We start from the raw sequence: 17,161 nt of genomic DNA, 5'->3' as shown, positions 1-17,161 counted from the left end.
GGGCAGCTTGCGATGCATAAGGTAAACTGCCGCCTCTTTTACTTATAACGATTCGCCTGATGCCCACGACGTTCAAAGAGATTCCCCGCGAGCGCCCGGTTACGCCGTTGCTCGACCGAGCCAATACACCGGATGGCCTGCGCCTTCTGGGTGAAGCCGAGCTGGAAACCCTGGCCGATGAGCTGCGCCTGGAACTGCTCTACTCCGTTGGCCAGACCGGAGGGCATTTTGGTGCCGGTCTCGGCGTCATCGAGCTGACCATCGCCCTGCATTACGTGTTCGACACGCCGGACGACCGCCTGGTGTGGGATGTGGGTCATCAGGCCTACCCGCACAAGATCCTGACGGGCCGTCGCGCGCGCATGTCCACGCTGCGCCAGAAAGACGGTGTCGCGGCATTCCCGCGTCGCAGCGAGAGCGAGTACGACACGTTCGGCGTTGGTCACTCCAGCACCTCGATCAGCGCGGCTCTGGGCATGGCGATTGCCTCGCGCCTGCAGGGCAGCGACCGCAAGTCCATCGCCGTAATCGGCGACGGCGCGCTGACGGCGGGCATGGCATTCGAGGCGTTGAACCACGCCCCGGAAGTGGCCGCGAACATGCTGGTCATCCTCAACGACAACGACATGTCGATCTCGCGCAACGTTGGCGGGCTGTCTAACTATCTGGCCAAGATCCTTTCCAGCCGCACGTATGCAAGCATGCGTGAAGGCAGCAAAAAGGTGCTTTCGCGCCTGCCCGGTGCCTGGGAAATTGCCCGTCGCACCGAGGAATACGCGAAAGGCATGCTGGTGCCCGGCACGCTGTTCGAAGAGCTGGGCTGGAATTACATCGGGCCTATCGACGGTCACGACCTGCCGACCCTGATCGCCACGCTGCGCAACATGCGTGACCTTAAAGGCCCACAGTTTCTGCATGTGGTCACCAAGAAAGGCAAGGGTTTCGGTCCGGCAGAAGTCGACCCGATCGGCTACCACGCGATCACCAAACTCGAACCGTTGAATGCGCCTGTCGCGATCCCGAAAAAGGTCAGCGGCCCCAAGTATTCCGGTGTGTTTGGGCAGTGGCTGTGCGACATGGCTGAAGCGGATTCACGGCTGGTGGGCATTACTCCAGCCATGAAGGAAGGCTCGGATCTGGTCGATTTCAGCGAGCGCTACCCTGAGCGTTATTTCGACGTGGCGATTGCCGAGCAGCACGCCGTCACGCTGGCTGCGGGCATGGCCTGTGAAGGCAGCAAGCCGGTGGTCGCGATCTATTCCACCTTCCTGCAACGCGGTTATGACCAACTGGTGCATGACGTGGCGGTGCAGAACCTCGACGTATTATTCGCCATCGACCGCGCCGGTCTGGTGGGCGAAGACGGCCCGACGCATGCGGGCAGCTTCGACTTGTCCTACCTGCGCTGCATCCCCGGCATGGTGGTGATGACGCCGAGCGACGAAAACGAACTGCGCAAGATGCTCAACACCGGCTACCTGCATAACGGTCCTGCCGCTGTGCGCTATCCGCGCGGAACGGGTCCAAACGCTGTGATCGAAAAGGATCTTGAGCCAGTTGAAATCGGCAAAGGCATGGTGCGTCGTCAGGGTCAGGGCGTCGCGATTCTGGTGTTCGGCGTGCAGCTGGCCGAAGCCTTGGTCGTTGCGCAGAAGCTGGACGCAACCGTCATCGACATGCGCTTCGTGAAGCCGCTCGATGAAGCACTCGTTCGTGAGGCAGCAGCCAATCACGAACTGCTGGTCACGCTCGAAGAGAACGCCATCATGGGTGGCGCGGGCGCTGCAGTCAGTGAGTTCCTGGCGCGGGAAAACATCCTCAAATCCGTGCTGCACATTGGCTTGCCGGATGTATACGTCGAGCACGCCAAACCTGCGCAGATGCTGGCCGAGTGTGGCCTGGATGCGCCAGGCATCGAAGCGGCGATCAACAAGCGGCTGACGCTGATTGGTTGATTGACGCGAAAACATTGAAAGCGCTCATTGAGCGCTTTTTTTGTATTTAACACCGCTCAGGACGCTCCGCGTCCGCACTCCCCCGCTGCCATCAGCCTAGCTGCGATGGAATCCGATACAGATACAGCAGCACCACGCTCGCAAATGCCAGCAGGCAGACGGGCAACGGGTGCAGGCCGAAGAGCACGGCAATGGCGGCGATCCAGGCAGGGAGCCCGGCGTAGAGGAAGGCCAGACGTCGAACGGCTGCAAGGTGCAGCCAGGCGGCGGGTTCCTGAGGGGTGTCGAGTGCGGTCTGGGTGGTGATCAACGCACGCTTGTAAGCCCCGAACGGCTTGAGGCTGACGAACATCGAACCCACGCCTGCGACGAACAGCGGAAGAGCCAGCACGGTCATCATCGGTTCGTTACTGCCGAAAAACAGGCACACGACCAGCAACGGCGCAAGGGTGAGGCCGAGCTGGCGCCACCATGCCATCGCCAGTCGCTGGCGAACCTGACTGCGGGTCAAGCGGGCCCAACCTCGCTCTGATGCTCGTTGCCCATCATGTGGCCCAGCTTGCCGGCCTTGGTGGCCAGATACAGCTTGTTGTGCGGATTCTGGCCGGTGTGCAGCGGCACGCGCTCCGCAACCTTGATCCCCATGTCGGTCAAGGCTTTGACCTTGCGTGGATTGTTGGTCATCAGACGCAGCGACTGGACGCCCAGATGCTGGAGCATTGGCAGGCAGATCGCATAGTCGCGCTGATCAGCCGCAAAACCCAGACGCTCGTTGGCTTCAACGGTGTCGGCACCGCCGTCCTGCAATTCGTAGGCGCGGATCTTGTTCATCAGGCCGATACCACGACCTTCCTGACGCAGGTACAACAGCACGCCGCGGCCTTCAGTGGCAATGGCGCGCAAAGCGGCTTCAAGCTGGGAACCACAATCGCAACGCTGACTGAACAAGGCGTCGCCGGTCAGGCATTCGGAATGAATACGACCCAGAACGGGGGCGCCATCTGCCACGTCACCCAGACTCAGGACAACGTGTTCACGCCCGGTTGCCGACTCGATGAAGCCGTGCATGGCAAATTCTGCAAAAGGTGTGGGCAGTTTGGAAGCGGCGACAAATACGACGGGCACCGTGTGCTCCTAATCAGTATGAAGACTGGAAATTCGCAAGATTTGCATTGTAACAGCAGGTTCCTGCAGACGCTTAGGCTGAATTCTCGGGCATTCAGATCGTAAAGTTCGATCGATAGAACCCGATCGAACCCCAAGCGGGCGGGACATTCACGACCCACCCCGAAAATGCTGGTAACCACGGGTCGACGGCGTGACGTCCTGTCCGTCGCCATCAATCAGCGCGACGCCCTGCCCCGCAAGGACTCGGCCGATGACATGCACCGGCCAGCCGGCTTCCAGCAACGCGGCCAGATGAACCGGTGGCAGCGTGAACGCCAACACGTAATCATCGCCGCCGCTGAAGGCTTTTTGCCGAGCGGACTGAGTGTCGAAAAGCGTGAGCAGTTCGGCGGACATTGGCACTGTGTCGCGCTCGATCAACAGTCGGACGTTCGATGCCTGGGCGATGTGCCCACAATCGGCGAGCAGGCCGTCGGAAATGTCCAGCGCGGACGTGGCCTTGCCACGCAGCGCCTGGCCGAGCGCCAGTTGCGGCTGAGGCGACCAATAGCGCGCCAGCAGAGGCTCTGCAACAGACGGCTCGGCGTTGCGCTCACCCAAGACCAGCGGCAAGGCTCCGGCAGCGTCACCCAGCGCACCACCGACGCACAACAGGTCGCCTTCCCGGGCACCGCTGCGTGTCAGCGCCAGCCCGGCGGGCACGCCGCCAAACACAGTCAGCGTCAGGCTCAACGGTCCACGGGTCGTGTCGCCGCCGATCAGGCTCAACGAACAATGTTGCGCCATCCGGCTCAGCCCGAACGCGAACGCTTCAAGCCAGTCGATATCGACACTCGGCAAGGTCAAAGCCAGGGTGAAGCCGACAGGGCGCGCGCCCATGGCCGCCAGGTCACTGGCAGACACTGCAAGCGCGCGCTGGCCGAGCAGAAAGGGGTCGCAGACTTCGGGGAAATGCACCCCGGCAACCAGGGTGTCGGTGGAGATCGCCATCTGTTCACCGGACGGCAATGCCAGCAAGGCGCAGTCGTCGCCGATGCCCAGCGCCACTTCTTCGCGCGCCTGCGCACAGGGCGCAGCGGCGAAGTAATGACGGATCAGCTCGAACTCTCCCATGAAGGTCAGGCGCTGATCAGCGCTTGTGGGCCTTCACTTCGACTTCACGCAGGCGCGGCGCCAGCTTGTCCAGCACACCGTTGACGAACTTGTGGCCGTCAGTGGAGCCGTAGACTTTTGCCAGCTCGATGCCTTCGTTGATCACGACGCGGTAAGGCACGTCGATACGCTTGAGCAATTCGAAGGTGGACAGGCGCAGAACCGCCAGCTCGACCGGATCGAGCTCTTCGATGGTCAGGTCCAGGCAAGGCGACAGCGCGGTGTCGATCTCGGTCTTGTTGGTGGCAACACCGTGCAGCAGCTCACGGAAGTAAGCGCCGTCAACGTTGCTGAAGTCGTTGTCGACACGGAACTGTGCCTCGATTTCGTTCAGCGAATGACCTGCCATGTGCCATTGGTACAGGGCCTGGGTCGCCATCTGACGCGCTTCGCGACGCTTGGCGCTCTTGCCTTTGGCGGCCTCGGGCGACTTGGCATCGCGCGGGTTGAACTGATCGGTATCGTCGGAAATCACTTGGCCTCCAGCTGCGACAGCAGACTGACCATTTCGATGGCGGACAAGGCAGCTTCAGCGCCCTTGTTGCCAGCCTTGGTGCCGGAGCGTTCGATGGCCTGCTCGATCGAATCGACCGTCAGCACGCCGAAGGCAACCGGAACACCGAACTCCATGGAAACCTGAGACAGGCCTTTGACGCACTCACCGGCGACGTATTCGAAGTGCGGGGTGCCGCCACGAATGACCGCGCCCAGCGCGACGATGGCGGCGAACTCGCTGCGTTGCGCAACTTTCTGCACAACCAGTGGAATCTCGAAAGCACCCGGCGCACGGATGATGGTGATGTCGCTTTCGCTCACGCCATGGCGTACCAGCGCATCAACGGCACCGCTCACCAGGCTTTCCACGACGAAGCTGTTGAAACGGCCAACCACCAAGGCGTAGCGGCCTTGGGGGGCGATGAAGGTACCTTCGATGGTCTTCAAGGTCATTCGGTGAGTCTCGTATTAAAGAGCAAGCCCGCCTTGAGGCGGACTTTGGAGGATTTTAGGCCACGAATCACAACTGCCAGGCCGATGGACACGAAAAACAGGCTTTCGCGTGCATCGACCTGCCGGTATTTATTCGGAGGGCACGTATTCTACAACTTCCAGATCGAAACCGGATATCGCATTGAACTTCATTGGTGAACTCATCAGGCGCATTTTGCGTACGCCCAGGTCACGAAGGATCTGCGAACCCGCGCCGACGGTGCTGTAAGTGGTCGGTGTCTTGATCGGTTGTTGCCCGGCCGTTTCGCGAATATGAGCCAGCACCACGTCGCCATCCAGCGGATGGCCCAGCAGCAGAACCACGCCGCTGCCTGCCTTGGAGACCGCGCTCATGGCGGCTCTCAGGCTCCAGCGGCCTGGCTGCCTGACCATCAGCAGATCGCGCAACGGGTCCATGTTGTGCACACGCACCAGGGTCGGTTCTTCCGCGCAGATCTTGCCCAGGGTCAGTGCCAGGTGGACGTCACCTTCGACCGAATCGCGGTAGGTCACCAGGTTGAAATGCCCCAGTTCGCTGTCCATCGGCTGCTCGGCAATCCGCTGAACGGTACGTTCGTGGATCATCCGATAGTGAATCAGGTCGGCGATGGTACCGATCTTGATGTCGTGTTCGAGGGCAAATGCCTCAAGCTCCGCACGACGCGACATGGTGCCATCGTCGTTCATGACTTCGCAGATCAGGCCGCTCGGTTCGAAACCGGCCATGCGCGCCAGGTCGCACGCGGCTTCGGTATGACCGGCGCGGGCCAGTGTGCCGCCTGCCTGAGCCATCAGCGGGAAGATATGGCCGGGGCTGACGATGTCATCTGCCTTGGCGTCCTTCGCAGCAGCAGCCTGCACGGTGCGCGCGCGGTCTGCAGCCGAGATGCCGGTGGTCACGCCTTCGGCGGCCTCGATTGACACGGTGAACTTGGTGCCGAAACCAGAACCGTTGCGCGGCGCCATCAGCGGCAGCTTCAGGGTCTCGCAGCGCTCGCGGGTCATCGGCATGCAGATCAGGCCACGTGCGAAACGGGCCATGAAGTTGATGTGCTCAGGCTTGACGCATTCGGCGGCCATGATCAGGTCACCTTCGTTCTCGCGGTCTTCGTCATCCATCAGGATGACCATCTTGCCCTGGCGAATGTCTTCTACCAGTTCTTCGATACTGTTGAGCGCCACGCGGCACCCCCTTCAATCAATTCAGGATTTGAGGTAGCCGTTCTCGGCCAGAAAGCTTTCGGTGATGGTGCCGTGACCCGGCTCTGCGGCCTTGTCGCCCAGCAGCAGACGCTCCAGATAGCGCGCCAGCAGGTCGACTTCCAGATTCACCTTACGGCCTGGACGGTAGTCGGACATGATGGTCTCGCTCAGCGTGTGCGGGACGATGGTCAGCTCAAACTCGGCGCCGTTGACCGAGTTGACGGTCAGGCTGGTGCCATCGACCGTGATCGAGCCCTTGTGGGCGATGTACTTGGCCAGTTCACGCGGCGCTCGCACACGGAACTGGATGGCACGGGCGTTATCTTCACGCGAGACGATTTCGCCCACGCCGTCGACGTGACCGCTGACCAGATGACCGCCCAGACGCGAGGTTGGCGTCAGGGCCTTTTCCAGGTTCACGCGGCTGCCTGACTTGAGGTCAACGAAGGCGGTGACGGTGAGGGTTTCACGACTGACGTCGGCCCAGAAACCGTCGCCGGGCAGTTCGACGGCCGTCAGGCACACGCCGTTGACGGCGATGCTGTCGCCCAACTGGACGTCGCTCAGGTCGAGCTTGCCGGTTTCCACATAAACGCGGACATCGCCGCCTTTAGGGGTCAGTGCGCGGATGCTGCCGATGGAAGCGATGATGCCGGTAAACATGAGTCCTCCTGGAGAACAAGGGCTTCGCGTTTAGCGAAAGTCTGGAATTATACGCCGGGTACGGGAACAGGGAGAGCAATGACTCGCCAGTCATTGCCGACGGCGCGCATTTCTACGATATTCAGTTCCAGCGCTTCGCTCATTTGCGCCAGTGGCAGGTCGAGCAATGGTCGGGCCGAGGAGCCGAGAAACTTGCCGGCGATGAAAATCTGGAATTCGTCCACCAGCCCAAGACGCGTGAAAGCACCTGCCAGCCGCGGACCGGCTTCGACCAGTACTTCGTTGACGCCGCGAGTCCCCAGTTCAGTGAGCAACTTGCGCAGGTCCACGTGACCTGCGCTGTCAGCCATCGCGACAATCTCGTGGCCTTCATCGTGATAACGACCCCGGGCCGACGCTGCGGCGCAGGTGGCGACCAGCGCACTGCCTGCCTGAAGGAATGGCGCGTCGAGCGGCACGCGCAGGCGGCCGTCGATCAATACACGCAGTGGCACACGAGCCGCCGCCAATGCAGTCAACTCAGCGTTCAGGCCCAGCTCGTCCGGGCGCACGGTCAGGCGGGCCTTGTCGGCCAGCACCGTATCGGCACCGGTCAGTACCACACTCGATTGCGCCCGCAGACGCTGAACCGCAGAGCGCGCTTCTGGACCTGTAATCCACTGGCTTTCGCCACTGGCCATGGCCGTGCGGCCATCCAGACTCATCGCCAGCTTGACCCGCACATAAGGCTGGCCGGTTTCCATGCGTTTGATAAAGCCCTTGTTCAGGGCACGCGCTTCGGCTTCGAGCACGCCGCACTGGACGGCGATGCCTGCGGTCATCAATCGCAGCAAGCCACGACCGGCCACCTCCGGGTTGGGGTCCTGCATGGAAGCCACGACCCGCGTGACCCCGGCATTCACCAGCGCATCGGCGCAGGGCGGCGTACGACCATGGTGGCTGCACGGTTCAAGGGTGACGTAGGCTGTTGCGCCTCTGGCCTGTTCGCCAGCCTGACGCAACGCATGGACTTCTGCATGAGGCTCGCCGGCAAGGGCATGCCAGCCCTCGCCGACGATCTGCCCTTCCCGCACGATGACGCAACCGACACGAGGATTGGGGTGTGTGGAATACAGCCCCTTGCGCGCCAGTTCCAGCGCCCGGGCCATGTAATGAACGTCCAGAGCAGCCTGTTCAGTCAGCAATGCACTCATTCCTTGCCAGGCTCGCGGGCCAGGCGGTCGATTTCTTCACGGAATTCGTTGAGGTCCTGAAAGCGCCGGTAAACCGAGGCGAACCGGATGTAGGCCACTTCGTCGAGTTTCTGCAACTCGCCCATGACCAGTTCACCCACGACGAGGGATTTGACTTCACGCTCCCCGGTCGCACGTAGTTTGTGCTTGATGTGCGCCAGCGCCGCTTCGAGACGTTCGACACTGACGGGGCGTTTTTCGAGGGCACGCTGCATACCGGCGCGCAATTTCTCTTCATCGAAGGGCTGACGGCTGCCGTCGGTCTTGATCAGGCGCGGCAGAACCAGCTCGGCGGTTTCGAACGTGGTGAAGCGTTCGCCGCAGGCCAGACACTCGCGACGGCGGCGGACTTGTTCGCCTTCGGCGACTAGGCGGGAGTCGATGACTTTGGTGTCATTGGCACCGCAGAAGGGACAGTGCATGGTGGCAGGCAACAAAAGAATGAGGAGCGCCATGGTAGCGCATCCCGCTGGCAAGACAAGGCTTGGGGTTTACGGTATATAGACGCGCAATATCGTGATGTGAAATTGCCCGAGCTCGGTAATACTGCATCGGTATCCGGCGTCGTACAGCCTTTCGTTTTTTGTCTTGTGGAGCTCTTGATGACGCTACGCCCCCTTTTTCTGCTCGGACTGTTCGGCTTGCTGGCCGCCTGCAGCAGCAATGACGCCCCCGAACCGGTCCCGGCCAAGCCTGTCGCACCAGCGATCAAACTTCCTACCGGCCCAGGTCCGCTGCAGCCTTATCAGCGCGAATTGAGCGGTCAACTGCTGGGCGTACCGGCGGGGGCCGAAGTCGAGCTGGCGATGCTGGTGGTCGATGAACGCAATCGTCCGCAGAAATTGCTGACCAGCACCAAGCTGCAAGGTAACGGGCAGTCGCTGCCGTTCCAGTTGCGCTTCAACCCGGAAGCCTTTCCGGTGGATGGCAGGGTCGAGTTGCGTGGCCGGGCCAGCCAGTCGGGGCAGTTGATTCTGCATCTGCCGTCGATGCGCATTCAGCAGGCCACCAGCCAGGCCTTGGGGCAGTTGCAGTTCGTCAAGGCACCATGACCGCCCCGCAACACCTTCAGCAGGCGCTGCACGAATTGCTCGGCGATTCCCGACTGGTCGTGACAGCGCTGCCGCAGACCACGCTGAAACTGTGGCTGATCGACGCCGATAACATGGACCGTGCGTTCAGCCCCGATGAGACTCGACGCATTCTGGAGGACCCGCCCTACTGGAGTTTCTGCTGGGCGAGCGGTCTGGCGCTGGCGCGCTTTCTGGCCGAGCAGTCGCACTGGGTAAAGGGCAAGCGCGTGCTGGACTTCGGTGCGGGCTCAGGCGTTGCGGGCATTGCTGCCGCCAAGGCAGGCGCGCTGGAAGTGGTGGCCTGCGATCTCGATCATCTGGCCATTGCTGCGTGCAGAGCCAATGCTGACCTCAACGACGTGGCCCTGAACTACTCGACGGACTTCTTCGCCGAGGCCGACCGCTTCGACCTGATTCTGGTCGCCGACGTGCTCTACGACCGCGCCAACCTGCCCTTGCTCGACCACTTCCTGAGCCGCGGCCGTGAAGCGCTGGTGGCCGATTCCAGGGTTCGGGATTTTCAGCATCCGGCTTACCAGCGCCTTGGAATGCTGCACGCGCTGACCCTGCCTGATCTGGCCGAGCCACACGAGTTTCGGGATGTGAGCCTGTATCACGCCGTACGCGCATAACGGCCCTCAAGGACAGGCCCAATTTGCCAGACAACATGCAGGCTGCATGAGAACCACACTCTATGTGGGAGGCGGCTTGCCGGCGATGGCGTCAGGACAGTCACTGAAGCGTCGCCTGAAAGAATGCTTCGCCGGCAAGCCGCCTCCCACAGTTTGAGTCGGTGTCCGACCAACCTGATCTACTGATCCCCCCCGCTCTCCCCGAGACTTCCCTTTCAGCATTCCCCGGCGGGCTTTATAGTTGGCGGCATTCAGATTCTCCGAGACGCGCCATGAGCCAGGACACTGCTTACATCTTCGATGCAACCACGGCGACTTTCGATCAGTTGGTGATCGACAAGTCATTCGACCAACCCGTACTGGTGGATTTCTGGGCCGAGTGGTGTGCGCCGTGCAAGGTGCTGATGCCTCTGCTGCAACAGATCACCGAGAGCTACCAGGGTGAGTTGCTGCTGGCCAAGGTGAACTGCGACATCGAGCAGGACATCGTCGCCCGTTTCGGCATCCGCAGCCTGCCAACCGTGGTGCTGTTCAAGGATGGTCAGCCGGTGGACGGTTTTGCCGGAGCACAGCCGGAATCTGAAATCCGCAAGATTCTCGAACAACACGTGGTCATGCCACCACCGCCCGCCGCTGATCCGCTCAAGCAGGCGCAGGAATTGTTTGCAGAGAGCCGCTTTGCCGACGCTGAAGCCATGCTCAAAGTCTTGCTAGGCGAAGACAACACCAACGCGGCGGCGCTGATTCTGTACGCGCGCTGCCTGGCAGAACGTGGCGAGCTGAGTGAAGCGCGTCAGGTGCTGGATGCCGTCAAGAGTGACGCCCACAAGGCCGAGCTGGCGGGCGCCAAGGCGCAACTGACCTTTCTTGCCGAAGCCGCCACCCTGCCGGATGCTGCCGAGTTGAAAAGCCGTCTGGCGCAAAATCCGCAGGACGACGAAGCGTCCCATCAACTGGCCATCCAGCAGTTGTCCCGTCAGCAGTACGAAGCGGCGCTGGACGGATTGCTCAAGCTGTTCATCCGCAATCGCAACTACGCCGAAGGCCTGCCGCACAAGACGTTGCTGCAGGTGTTCGACCTGTTGGGCAACGACCATCCGCTGGTGACGATGTACCGTCGCAAGCTGTTCGCAGCGCTGTACTAAGCAAGACGCTGGCCGGTGCCGGTATCCCAAGGATGCCAGACACCGGCCAGCGTTGAATCATTTCGCAGCGACCCAACTGTACAGCGGCGCATCCGCCCCGCTCTCGACCTTCACATTCGCGCAATGCCGCAAACGCACCAACAGGCGTTTGCCCGCTGCAGTGCTGCCAGCAACGCCTTCCAGTTGCGCCAGAAGGTCCGGCCCGCTCATCTGTCCGGCCTTTTGCAAAAGGTCCTGCGCCACCTGCCAGACCTTGTCGTCCTGATTGACCGGCCTGCTCTGGACCACAGCCGCCGCCGCTTCAGGCGCCGAGGCCTTCAACTGCGCGCCCAGTTGGGCCCAATCGCCTTCGTCCAGTTCCAGTGTCAAATCCACCGGCCACTGGCCCACGTTTCCACGAATACGCAACATGATATGCACCTGCTGACAGTCAGATGCGCATGCTCCCACACGTGGGCGCGCATTCCCACGCTCAGTCACACAGCCAGCGACTCATCAATGACTCATCGCCCATCATGAAGCTGCCGAACGCCCTGATGTCGTAAACGTTTTCCCAGTGCTCGACGATCTTTCCATCGCGAAAGCGCCACAGACCGCAGAACGGCATGGCGATTTTCTTGCGTTCGCAGGTGGCGCGCATGTAACCCATGACCGAACCGAAGTGATCGTCCGCAACGATCTCGTGAACGTCCATATAAAGGGTCTGGCGGGTGTGCTCGATCAGGTCCAGCTCATGGTTCTGCACCGACCGTCTGCCGATGACCATGGACAATCCGCCCCGGGCACCTCGGTCCGCCTTGTGCAGCACAATATCGTGATCCGCAAACTCGGCGATGCGAGCCAGATCCTTGTAGATCGCACGCAGGGTTTCAACGTTGGGATGGAGCTTTTTCATGAGGGGTCTTCCTTGATGCGGTGCAGGTCCCTGGATGTATTGCTGCCACTGACGACGCATCCTGCATTCCTTCAGTGGCTACCCCATTCAGGGTAGGATCTGACGACTTGGTCCGTGAGAACGGTTCGGCATAATCCGAACCTGCGCTATTCCAGCCCTCGTTACTGGAAGCACCGTCGTTCAGAAAAAACACCTCACGCCACGCATGACTTGTTATAAGATCACATAACGATTTTTCCCGAAAATGCACTACCGGAGTCTGTTATGCGCCGTCTGCTACTCGCCCTGCCCTTTGCCCTGCTGCCACTCGCTGTCGCCCATGCCGCTGAAGAACACGATCATGATCACGGCGCAGAACACGGCAGCCTTGGCGCTCATGAGCACGGTGTAGGGCGTCTGGACGTGGTATTGGAAGGCAAGACGCTGGAGTTCGAATTCGACAGCCCGGCCATGAACATTGTCGGGTTCGAGCACGAGGCAACGTCGGCTGAAGACAAGGCCAAGCTGGCCAAGGCGCGTGAGTTTCTGCTCAAGCCCAATGCGCTGTTCAACATTGCCGATGCGGCCAACTGCTCGGCCACGTCGGTGAAAGTGGAAAGCCCGCTGTTTGGCGACAAGGACGATGATCACGAAGAACACGCCAAAGACGGCGACGCCGATCATCACGAACACAGCGAAATTCATGGCACTTACAAATTCGTCTGTGATGCACCTGCCATCCTGAAGAAGCTGGACCTGTCGCAGATCTTCAAAACATTCCCCGACACCAAGAAGCTTCAGGTACAACTGATCTCGCCAAGTGGCCAGTCGGGTGCAGAAGTGATTGCAGCGAACCCTACGCTGAAGTTCTGATCCCCTTCGCGGCACATTGACCGGGCTTGGCCCGGTCTTTTGATTTTCAACCGAGCGTGAGTCAGACCATGACCCAAGCACTGATCGAGCTGTCCGACCTGAGCTTCAACTGGCCGGGTCAGCCGCAGCTTCTGGACATCCCCGAATTTCGCCTGGAAACCGCCGAAACCCTTTTCCTGAAAGGTCCGAGCGGCAGCGGCAAGACTACGCTGCTGGGCCTGCTGGGCGGTGTGCAAAAACCCACTCGCGGCACCATCCGCCTGCTGGGACAGGAGCTTTCGAGCCTGTCCGCAGCAGCGCGGGACCGTTTCCGTGTCGACCACACCGGCTATATTTTTCAGCAGTTCAACCTGCTGCCGTTTCTGTCGGTGCGCGAGAACATCGAACTGCCCTGCCACTTTTCCAAAGTCCGCGCCGAACGTGCGAAACAGCGGCACGGCAGTGTCGAAAAAGCGACAACGACCCTGCTGACTCACCTGGGCCTGAAAGACCCGGCCATGCTGACCCGACGTGCAGACTCGCTATCCATCGGCCAGCAACAACGCGTCGCCGCAGCACGCGCCCTGATCGGTCAACCGGAACTGGTGATCGCCGACGAGCCGACCTCCGCACTGGACGCCGACTCACGCGAAGCGTTCATTCGCCTGCTGTTCGCCGAATGCCGCGAAGCCGGCGCCAGCCTGTTGTTCGTCAGTCATGACCAGAGCCTGGCACCGCTGTTCGATCGCAACCTGTCGCTCAGCGACCTCAATCGCGCCGCCGTTGCCGTGGAGATTTGAGATGTATCTGTTTCGTCTGGCCATGGCCAGCCTGGCCAACCGTCGCTTCACCGCGTTCCTCACCGTCTTTGCCATCGCACTGTCGGTCTGCCTGCTGCTGGCTGTCGAGCGGGTGCGTACCGAAGCACGTACCAGTTTCGCAAGCACCATCAGCGGCACAGACCTGATCGTCGGCGCACGCTCCGGCTCGATCAACCTGCTGCTGTACTCGGTGTTTCGCATCGGCAACGCCACCAACAACATCCGCTGGGACAGCTTCGAGCATTTTGCCGAGAGTAAGCAGGTGAAATGGGCGATCCCGATTTCACTCGGCGACTCGCACCGCGGCTACCGGGTGATGGGCACCAACGCGTCGTACTTCGAGCATTATCAGTTCGGCCGTCAGCAGCATCTGGAGCTGGCCGAGGGACGTGAATTCAAGACCGATCCGTTCGAGGTGGTGCTCGGTTCGGAGGTTGCCAAGGCGCTGCACTACAAGCTGGGCGACAAGCTGGTGCTGGCTCACGGCGTAGCGGCGATCAGTCTGGTCAAGCATGACGACAAGCCGTTCACCGTGGTCGGCATTCTCAAACCCACCGGCACACCGGTAGACCGCACATTGCACATCAGCCTGGGCGGAATGGAAGCCATTCACATCGACTGGCACAACGGCGCGCCCGCTCGTGGCAATGAACGCATCTCTGCCGATCAGGCGCGCAACATGGACCTGACGCCGACAGCGATCACAGCATTCATGCTCGGCCTGAACAGCAAGATCTCGACCTTCAGTCTGCAGCGCGAGATCAACGAATACCGTGGCGAACCCATGCTTGCGATTCTGCCGGGCGTGGCCTTGCAGGAACTGTGGAGTCTGATGGGCACAGCTGAAAAGGCGCTGTTCGTGATTTCGCTGTTCGTGGTGCTGACGGGGCTGATCGGCATGCTGACGGCCATCCTCACCAGCCTCAACGAACGCCGCCGCGAGATGGCGATCCTGCGATCGGTTGGTGCCAGACCCTGGCACATCGCGAGCCTGCTGATACTCGAAGCCTTCGCGCTGGCGCTGGCGGGTGTTGTCAGCGGCCTTGCACTGCTCTATATCGGTATCTTCGTGTCTCAGGATTACGTAATAAATACTTACGGTTTGTACCTCTCGCCTATGCCACCTGGCCAATATGAATGGACATTACTGGGTGGCATCCTCGCTTGCGCGCTGTTGATGGGAACCGTGCCAGCCTGGCGAGCCTACAGGCAGTCACTGGCAGATGGTCTGTCGATTCGTTTATGAGGACCTTCATAATGCGGCGCATGCTACTCACTCTGCTGCTCTCGGTTTCCACGTCACTGTGGGCCGCCGAGCCGCGTGTACTGACCTGGGCCGAGATGATTCCGCCTGATGCACCTGTCGTGAAGCCGGTGACCACGCCGATGCACGACCTGTCGAAGATGTCCGATGCATTGGCCATGGAGCAAGCTCCCGCGGCCAGCCAGCTGGCGCCTCATGCGCCGGTGGTCAAGGCACTGGATGGCAAGCAGGTGCGTCTGCCGGGTTACATCGTGCCACTGGAGGTCAGTGAGGAAGGCAGAGTGATCGAGTTTTTGCTGGTGCCGTATTTCGGTGCCTGCATCCATGTGCCGCCGCCGCCGGCGAACCAGATCGTGCATGTCACGAGTGAGCTGGGTGTGAAGGTCGATGAGCTGTATCAGCCGTACTGGATCGAAGGACCGATGCAGGCCAAGTCGTCTTCAAGCGAACTGGCAGAAGCGGGTTATCAGATGCAGGCAGACAAGATTTTTGTCTACGAATTGCCAGACACGTGAAGAGAAAGGGGTTCCCAGCGATTTCATTGAGCTGAGTCAAAGTCGCCGCTCGACAGCGCTTTAACATTCCGCCCATAAATTTCGACTGATTTCCTGGAGCCCCAATGAACAGACATCTGCTTCGCGCCTCTCTCGTCGCGCTCGCCATCGCCGCCCCTACTGCCGCCCAGGCATACGAGGCTGGCGACTTCATCGTTCGCGCTGGCGCAGCGCACGTACAACCCAACGAAGACAGCGGCGAGGTCAGACTCGACGGCTCCAAGGTTTCAGGCACCAAAGCCACGCTCGACGGCAATACACAGCTCGGTCTGACGTTCGCCTACATGCTGACGCCGCACATCGGTATCGAACTGCTGGCGGCAACACCGTTCAGCCACACCGTTGCGGTGAAGGGCCTGGGCCCGGGTCTTGACGGCAAACTGGCCGACATCAAACACCTGCCGCCGACCCTGTCGCTGCAGTACTACCCGATGGAGCCGTCCTCCAAATTCCAGCCTTATGCTGGCGTGGGCATCAACTACACCATGTTCTTCGACGAAGACCTGACGGGCGACCGCAAGAACCAGGGCTTCAGCAACCTCAAGCTGCAGGACTCGGTCGGCCTGGCCGCGCAACTGGGCATGGACTACATGATCACTGACAACGTACTGGTGAACGCCTCGGTCTGGTACGTCGACATCAACACCCAGGCCACCGTGGACGGCCCGTCGGCACTGGCGGTCGGCCGCACCAAAGTGGATGTGGAAATCGATCCGTGGGTCTACATGGTGGGCGTGGGTTACAAGTTCTGATCCACGGCGTTTGAATCGTTTAAAACACAAAGGCACCCGTTGGGTGCCTTTGCTTTTTATGGGCGTTCAAGTGCCTTGAACGTGCCACCGTCTATGTGAACGGTCGAAAATAACCGTGGGCCATTGCTTCCTCTTGGAAACTCCAATTCGTAATGGGCCCAGAGAAACTGCTCAGGCGTCTTCAAAACAGTGTTGTCGCGAGCGTCTATAAAGCGTCCGACAGACGTGATAACGAAGCCCAGGACCGTAATCAGTCCTGGATACATCTGTAGGTACTGAAAGAAAGTAGGCCCCGTCGAGTAGCTGTATCGAACAGAGCTCGGGCCAAAAATGACCATAAGAGCCCCACAAATCGTCAGGATAAAACCACACGTAGTCACAAACCCTGGCGCGATGGGGCCTGCGTCTCTGCGACCCGCCTTCGCTGCATCCAGATAACGTGAATACCGGTCCATGAAATCATCGACGACGAACTCGCCAGGCACATCGCGCACTACAATTTTTGGGCGTTTATCAACATCGTTTTCGTCCTGCATGCCGTACGTCCGCTGTAATAGGGCGACGGATGCTAAGAGTCGTTGTGCGGGTTGAGAAGATCAAAAGTCGCAACTACAAAAAAGACAGAACGGTCCTACAGCCTCGATACCGAGCGCGGACGCGGAGCGTCCTGAGAGGCGTTACCACGCAGAGCGTGGGAACGATCAGAGTGATCTCAGGCACGCCGATTATGCCCATGCACCCAAGTCTTGCTGCAACCACGGACTACTGTGGGAGGCGGCTTGCCGGCGATGCTTTTCTGAGGGGACCTATCAGTGACTGAACTGACGCCATCGCCGGCAAGCCGCCTCTTATCAAACATAAAATAACCCATTGT

The 17,161-nt window shown here is 60.5% G+C and carries 21 protein-coding genes; 9 read left to right on the top strand and 12 right to left on the bottom strand.

Features of this window, described 5'->3' with window-relative positions:
• The first annotated feature begins 59 nt into the window (after window positions 1-59).
• Window positions 60-1,955 (top strand): 1-deoxy-D-xylulose-5-phosphate synthase, encoded by a 1,896-nt coding sequence (dxs, locus tag AO065_RS19530; RefSeq protein ID WP_004883749.1) that lies wholly within the window; start codon window positions 60-62, stop codon window positions 1,953-1,955.
• A 91-nt stretch (window positions 1,956-2,046) separates the two neighbouring features.
• On the opposite strand, the gene AO065_RS19525 is transcribed toward dxs, so the two are convergent.
• The 9 genes from AO065_RS19525 to nrdR all read right to left on the bottom strand — a co-directional run bounded on the left by AO065_RS19525 (window position 2,047) and on the right by nrdR (window position 8,742).
• Window positions 2,047-2,466: a hypothetical protein gene (locus AO065_RS19525; RefSeq protein ID WP_004883748.1), complete on the bottom strand. Its 420-nt coding sequence runs from the start codon at window positions 2,464-2,466 to the stop codon at window positions 2,047-2,049.
• Window positions 2,463-3,080 carry a GTP cyclohydrolase II gene (gene ribA / locus AO065_RS19520; RefSeq protein WP_004883747.1) on the bottom strand — a complete coding sequence of 206 codons (618 nt, stop codon included), beginning with the start codon at window positions 3,078-3,080 and terminating at the stop codon, window positions 2,463-2,465. The genes AO065_RS19525 and ribA overlap by 4 nt, the downstream gene beginning before the upstream one ends.
• A gap of 150 nt (window positions 3,081-3,230) precedes the next feature.
• Complete coding sequence (gene thiL, locus AO065_RS19515; RefSeq protein ID WP_004883746.1) at window positions 3,231-4,196, bottom strand: thiamine-phosphate kinase; 966 nt, start codon at window positions 4,194-4,196, stop codon at window positions 3,231-3,233.
• A gap of 16 nt (window positions 4,197-4,212) precedes the next feature.
• Window positions 4,213-4,710, bottom strand: a complete 498-nt coding sequence (nusB, locus tag AO065_RS19510) for a transcription antitermination factor NusB (protein ID WP_004883745.1) — start codon at window positions 4,708-4,710, stop codon at window positions 4,213-4,215.
• Window positions 4,707-5,183: a 6,7-dimethyl-8-ribityllumazine synthase gene (ribH, locus tag AO065_RS19505; protein WP_002555427.1), complete on the bottom strand. Its 477-nt coding sequence runs from the start codon at window positions 5,181-5,183 to the stop codon at window positions 4,707-4,709. Before ribH ends, nusB begins: the two co-directional genes overlap by 4 nt.
• A gap of 129 nt (window positions 5,184-5,312) precedes the next feature.
• Window positions 5,313-6,404, bottom strand: a complete 1,092-nt coding sequence (ribBA, locus tag AO065_RS19500) for a bifunctional 3,4-dihydroxy-2-butanone-4-phosphate synthase/GTP cyclohydrolase II (protein ID WP_004883744.1) — start codon at window positions 6,402-6,404, stop codon at window positions 5,313-5,315.
• Between the two features lie 21 nt (window positions 6,405-6,425).
• On the bottom strand, window positions 6,426-7,088 hold the full coding sequence (locus tag AO065_RS19495) for a riboflavin synthase (RefSeq protein ID WP_004883743.1): 663 nt from the start codon (window positions 7,086-7,088) through the stop codon (window positions 6,426-6,428).
• Window positions 7,089-7,135: 47 nt separating this feature from the next.
• Window positions 7,136-8,281 carry a bifunctional diaminohydroxyphosphoribosylaminopyrimidine deaminase/5-amino-6-(5-phosphoribosylamino)uracil reductase RibD gene (ribD, locus tag AO065_RS19490; protein WP_080597955.1) on the bottom strand — a complete coding sequence of 382 codons (1,146 nt, stop codon included), beginning with the start codon at window positions 8,279-8,281 and terminating at the stop codon, window positions 7,136-7,138.
• Window positions 8,278-8,742 carry a transcriptional regulator NrdR gene (nrdR, locus tag AO065_RS19485; protein ID WP_004883741.1) on the bottom strand — a complete coding sequence of 155 codons (465 nt, stop codon included), beginning with the start codon at window positions 8,740-8,742 and terminating at the stop codon, window positions 8,278-8,280. The genes ribD and nrdR overlap by 4 nt, the downstream gene beginning before the upstream one ends.
• A 180-nt stretch (window positions 8,743-8,922) precedes the next feature.
• On the opposite strand from nrdR, the gene AO065_RS19480 reads away from it, so the two are divergent.
• From AO065_RS19480 to trxA, 3 genes are all read left to right on the top strand, one after another.
• Window positions 8,923-9,372, top strand: coding sequence for a YbaY family lipoprotein (locus tag AO065_RS19480; RefSeq protein ID WP_004883740.1), 450 nt, complete (start codon window positions 8,923-8,925; stop codon window positions 9,370-9,372).
• Entirely contained in the window at window positions 9,369-10,025 is a 657-nt protein-coding gene (locus AO065_RS19475; RefSeq protein WP_004883739.1) for a class I SAM-dependent methyltransferase, read from the top strand. Before AO065_RS19480 ends, AO065_RS19475 begins: the two co-directional genes overlap by 4 nt.
• Window positions 10,026-10,297: 272 nt before the next feature.
• Complete coding sequence (trxA, locus tag AO065_RS19470; protein WP_004883738.1) at window positions 10,298-11,170, top strand: thioredoxin; 873 nt, start codon at window positions 10,298-10,300, stop codon at window positions 11,168-11,170.
• 57 nt (window positions 11,171-11,227) lie between these two features.
• Here the strand turns inward: trxA and AO065_RS19465 are convergent, their stop codons facing one another.
• Window positions 11,228-11,581 carry a hypothetical protein gene (locus tag AO065_RS19465; protein WP_004883737.1) on the bottom strand — a complete coding sequence of 118 codons (354 nt, stop codon included), beginning with the start codon at window positions 11,579-11,581 and terminating at the stop codon, window positions 11,228-11,230.
• Window positions 11,582-11,642: 61 nt separating this feature from the next.
• Window positions 11,643-12,065 (bottom strand): nuclear transport factor 2 family protein, encoded by a 423-nt coding sequence (locus tag AO065_RS19460; protein WP_004883736.1) that lies wholly within the window; start codon window positions 12,063-12,065, stop codon window positions 11,643-11,645.
• A gap of 264 nt (window positions 12,066-12,329) precedes the next feature.
• Here AO065_RS19460 and AO065_RS19455 point away from each other — a divergent pair, with 264 nt between their 5' ends.
• The 5 genes from AO065_RS19455 to AO065_RS19435 all read left to right on the top strand — a co-directional run bounded on the left by AO065_RS19455 (window position 12,330) and on the right by AO065_RS19435 (window position 16,287).
• A complete protein-coding gene (locus tag AO065_RS19455) occupies window positions 12,330-12,917 on the top strand; it encodes a DUF2796 domain-containing protein (RefSeq protein WP_004883735.1) in 588 nt (195 codons plus the stop codon).
• A gap of 68 nt (window positions 12,918-12,985) precedes the next feature.
• Window positions 12,986-13,696, top strand: coding sequence for an ABC transporter ATP-binding protein (locus tag AO065_RS19450; protein ID WP_004883734.1), 711 nt, complete (start codon window positions 12,986-12,988; stop codon window positions 13,694-13,696).
• A 1-nt stretch (window position 13,697) separates the two neighbouring features.
• Window positions 13,698-14,963, top strand: a complete 1,266-nt coding sequence (locus tag AO065_RS19445) for an ABC transporter permease (protein ID WP_004883733.1) — start codon at window positions 13,698-13,700, stop codon at window positions 14,961-14,963.
• 11 nt (window positions 14,964-14,974) lie between these two features.
• Complete coding sequence (locus tag AO065_RS19440; protein ID WP_004883732.1) at window positions 14,975-15,496, top strand: DUF3299 domain-containing protein; 522 nt, start codon at window positions 14,975-14,977, stop codon at window positions 15,494-15,496.
• Window positions 15,497-15,600: 104 nt separating this feature from the next.
• Window positions 15,601-16,287: an OmpW/AlkL family protein gene (locus tag AO065_RS19435; RefSeq protein WP_004883731.1), complete on the top strand. Its 687-nt coding sequence runs from the start codon at window positions 15,601-15,603 to the stop codon at window positions 16,285-16,287.
• Window positions 16,288-16,343: 56 nt separating this feature from the next.
• On the opposite strand, the gene AO065_RS19430 is transcribed toward AO065_RS19435, so the two are convergent.
• A complete protein-coding gene (locus tag AO065_RS19430; RefSeq protein ID WP_004883730.1) occupies window positions 16,344-16,823 on the bottom strand; it encodes a hypothetical protein in 480 nt (159 codons plus the stop codon).
• Window positions 16,824-17,161: the final 338 nt, after the last annotated feature.

Source organism: Pseudomonas viridiflava, from assembly GCF_001642795.1.
Classification (GTDB): Bacteria; Pseudomonadota; Gammaproteobacteria; order Pseudomonadales; family Pseudomonadaceae; genus Aquipseudomonas; species Aquipseudomonas viridiflava.
This window is presented reverse-complemented; position numbering and strand designations above follow the sequence as displayed.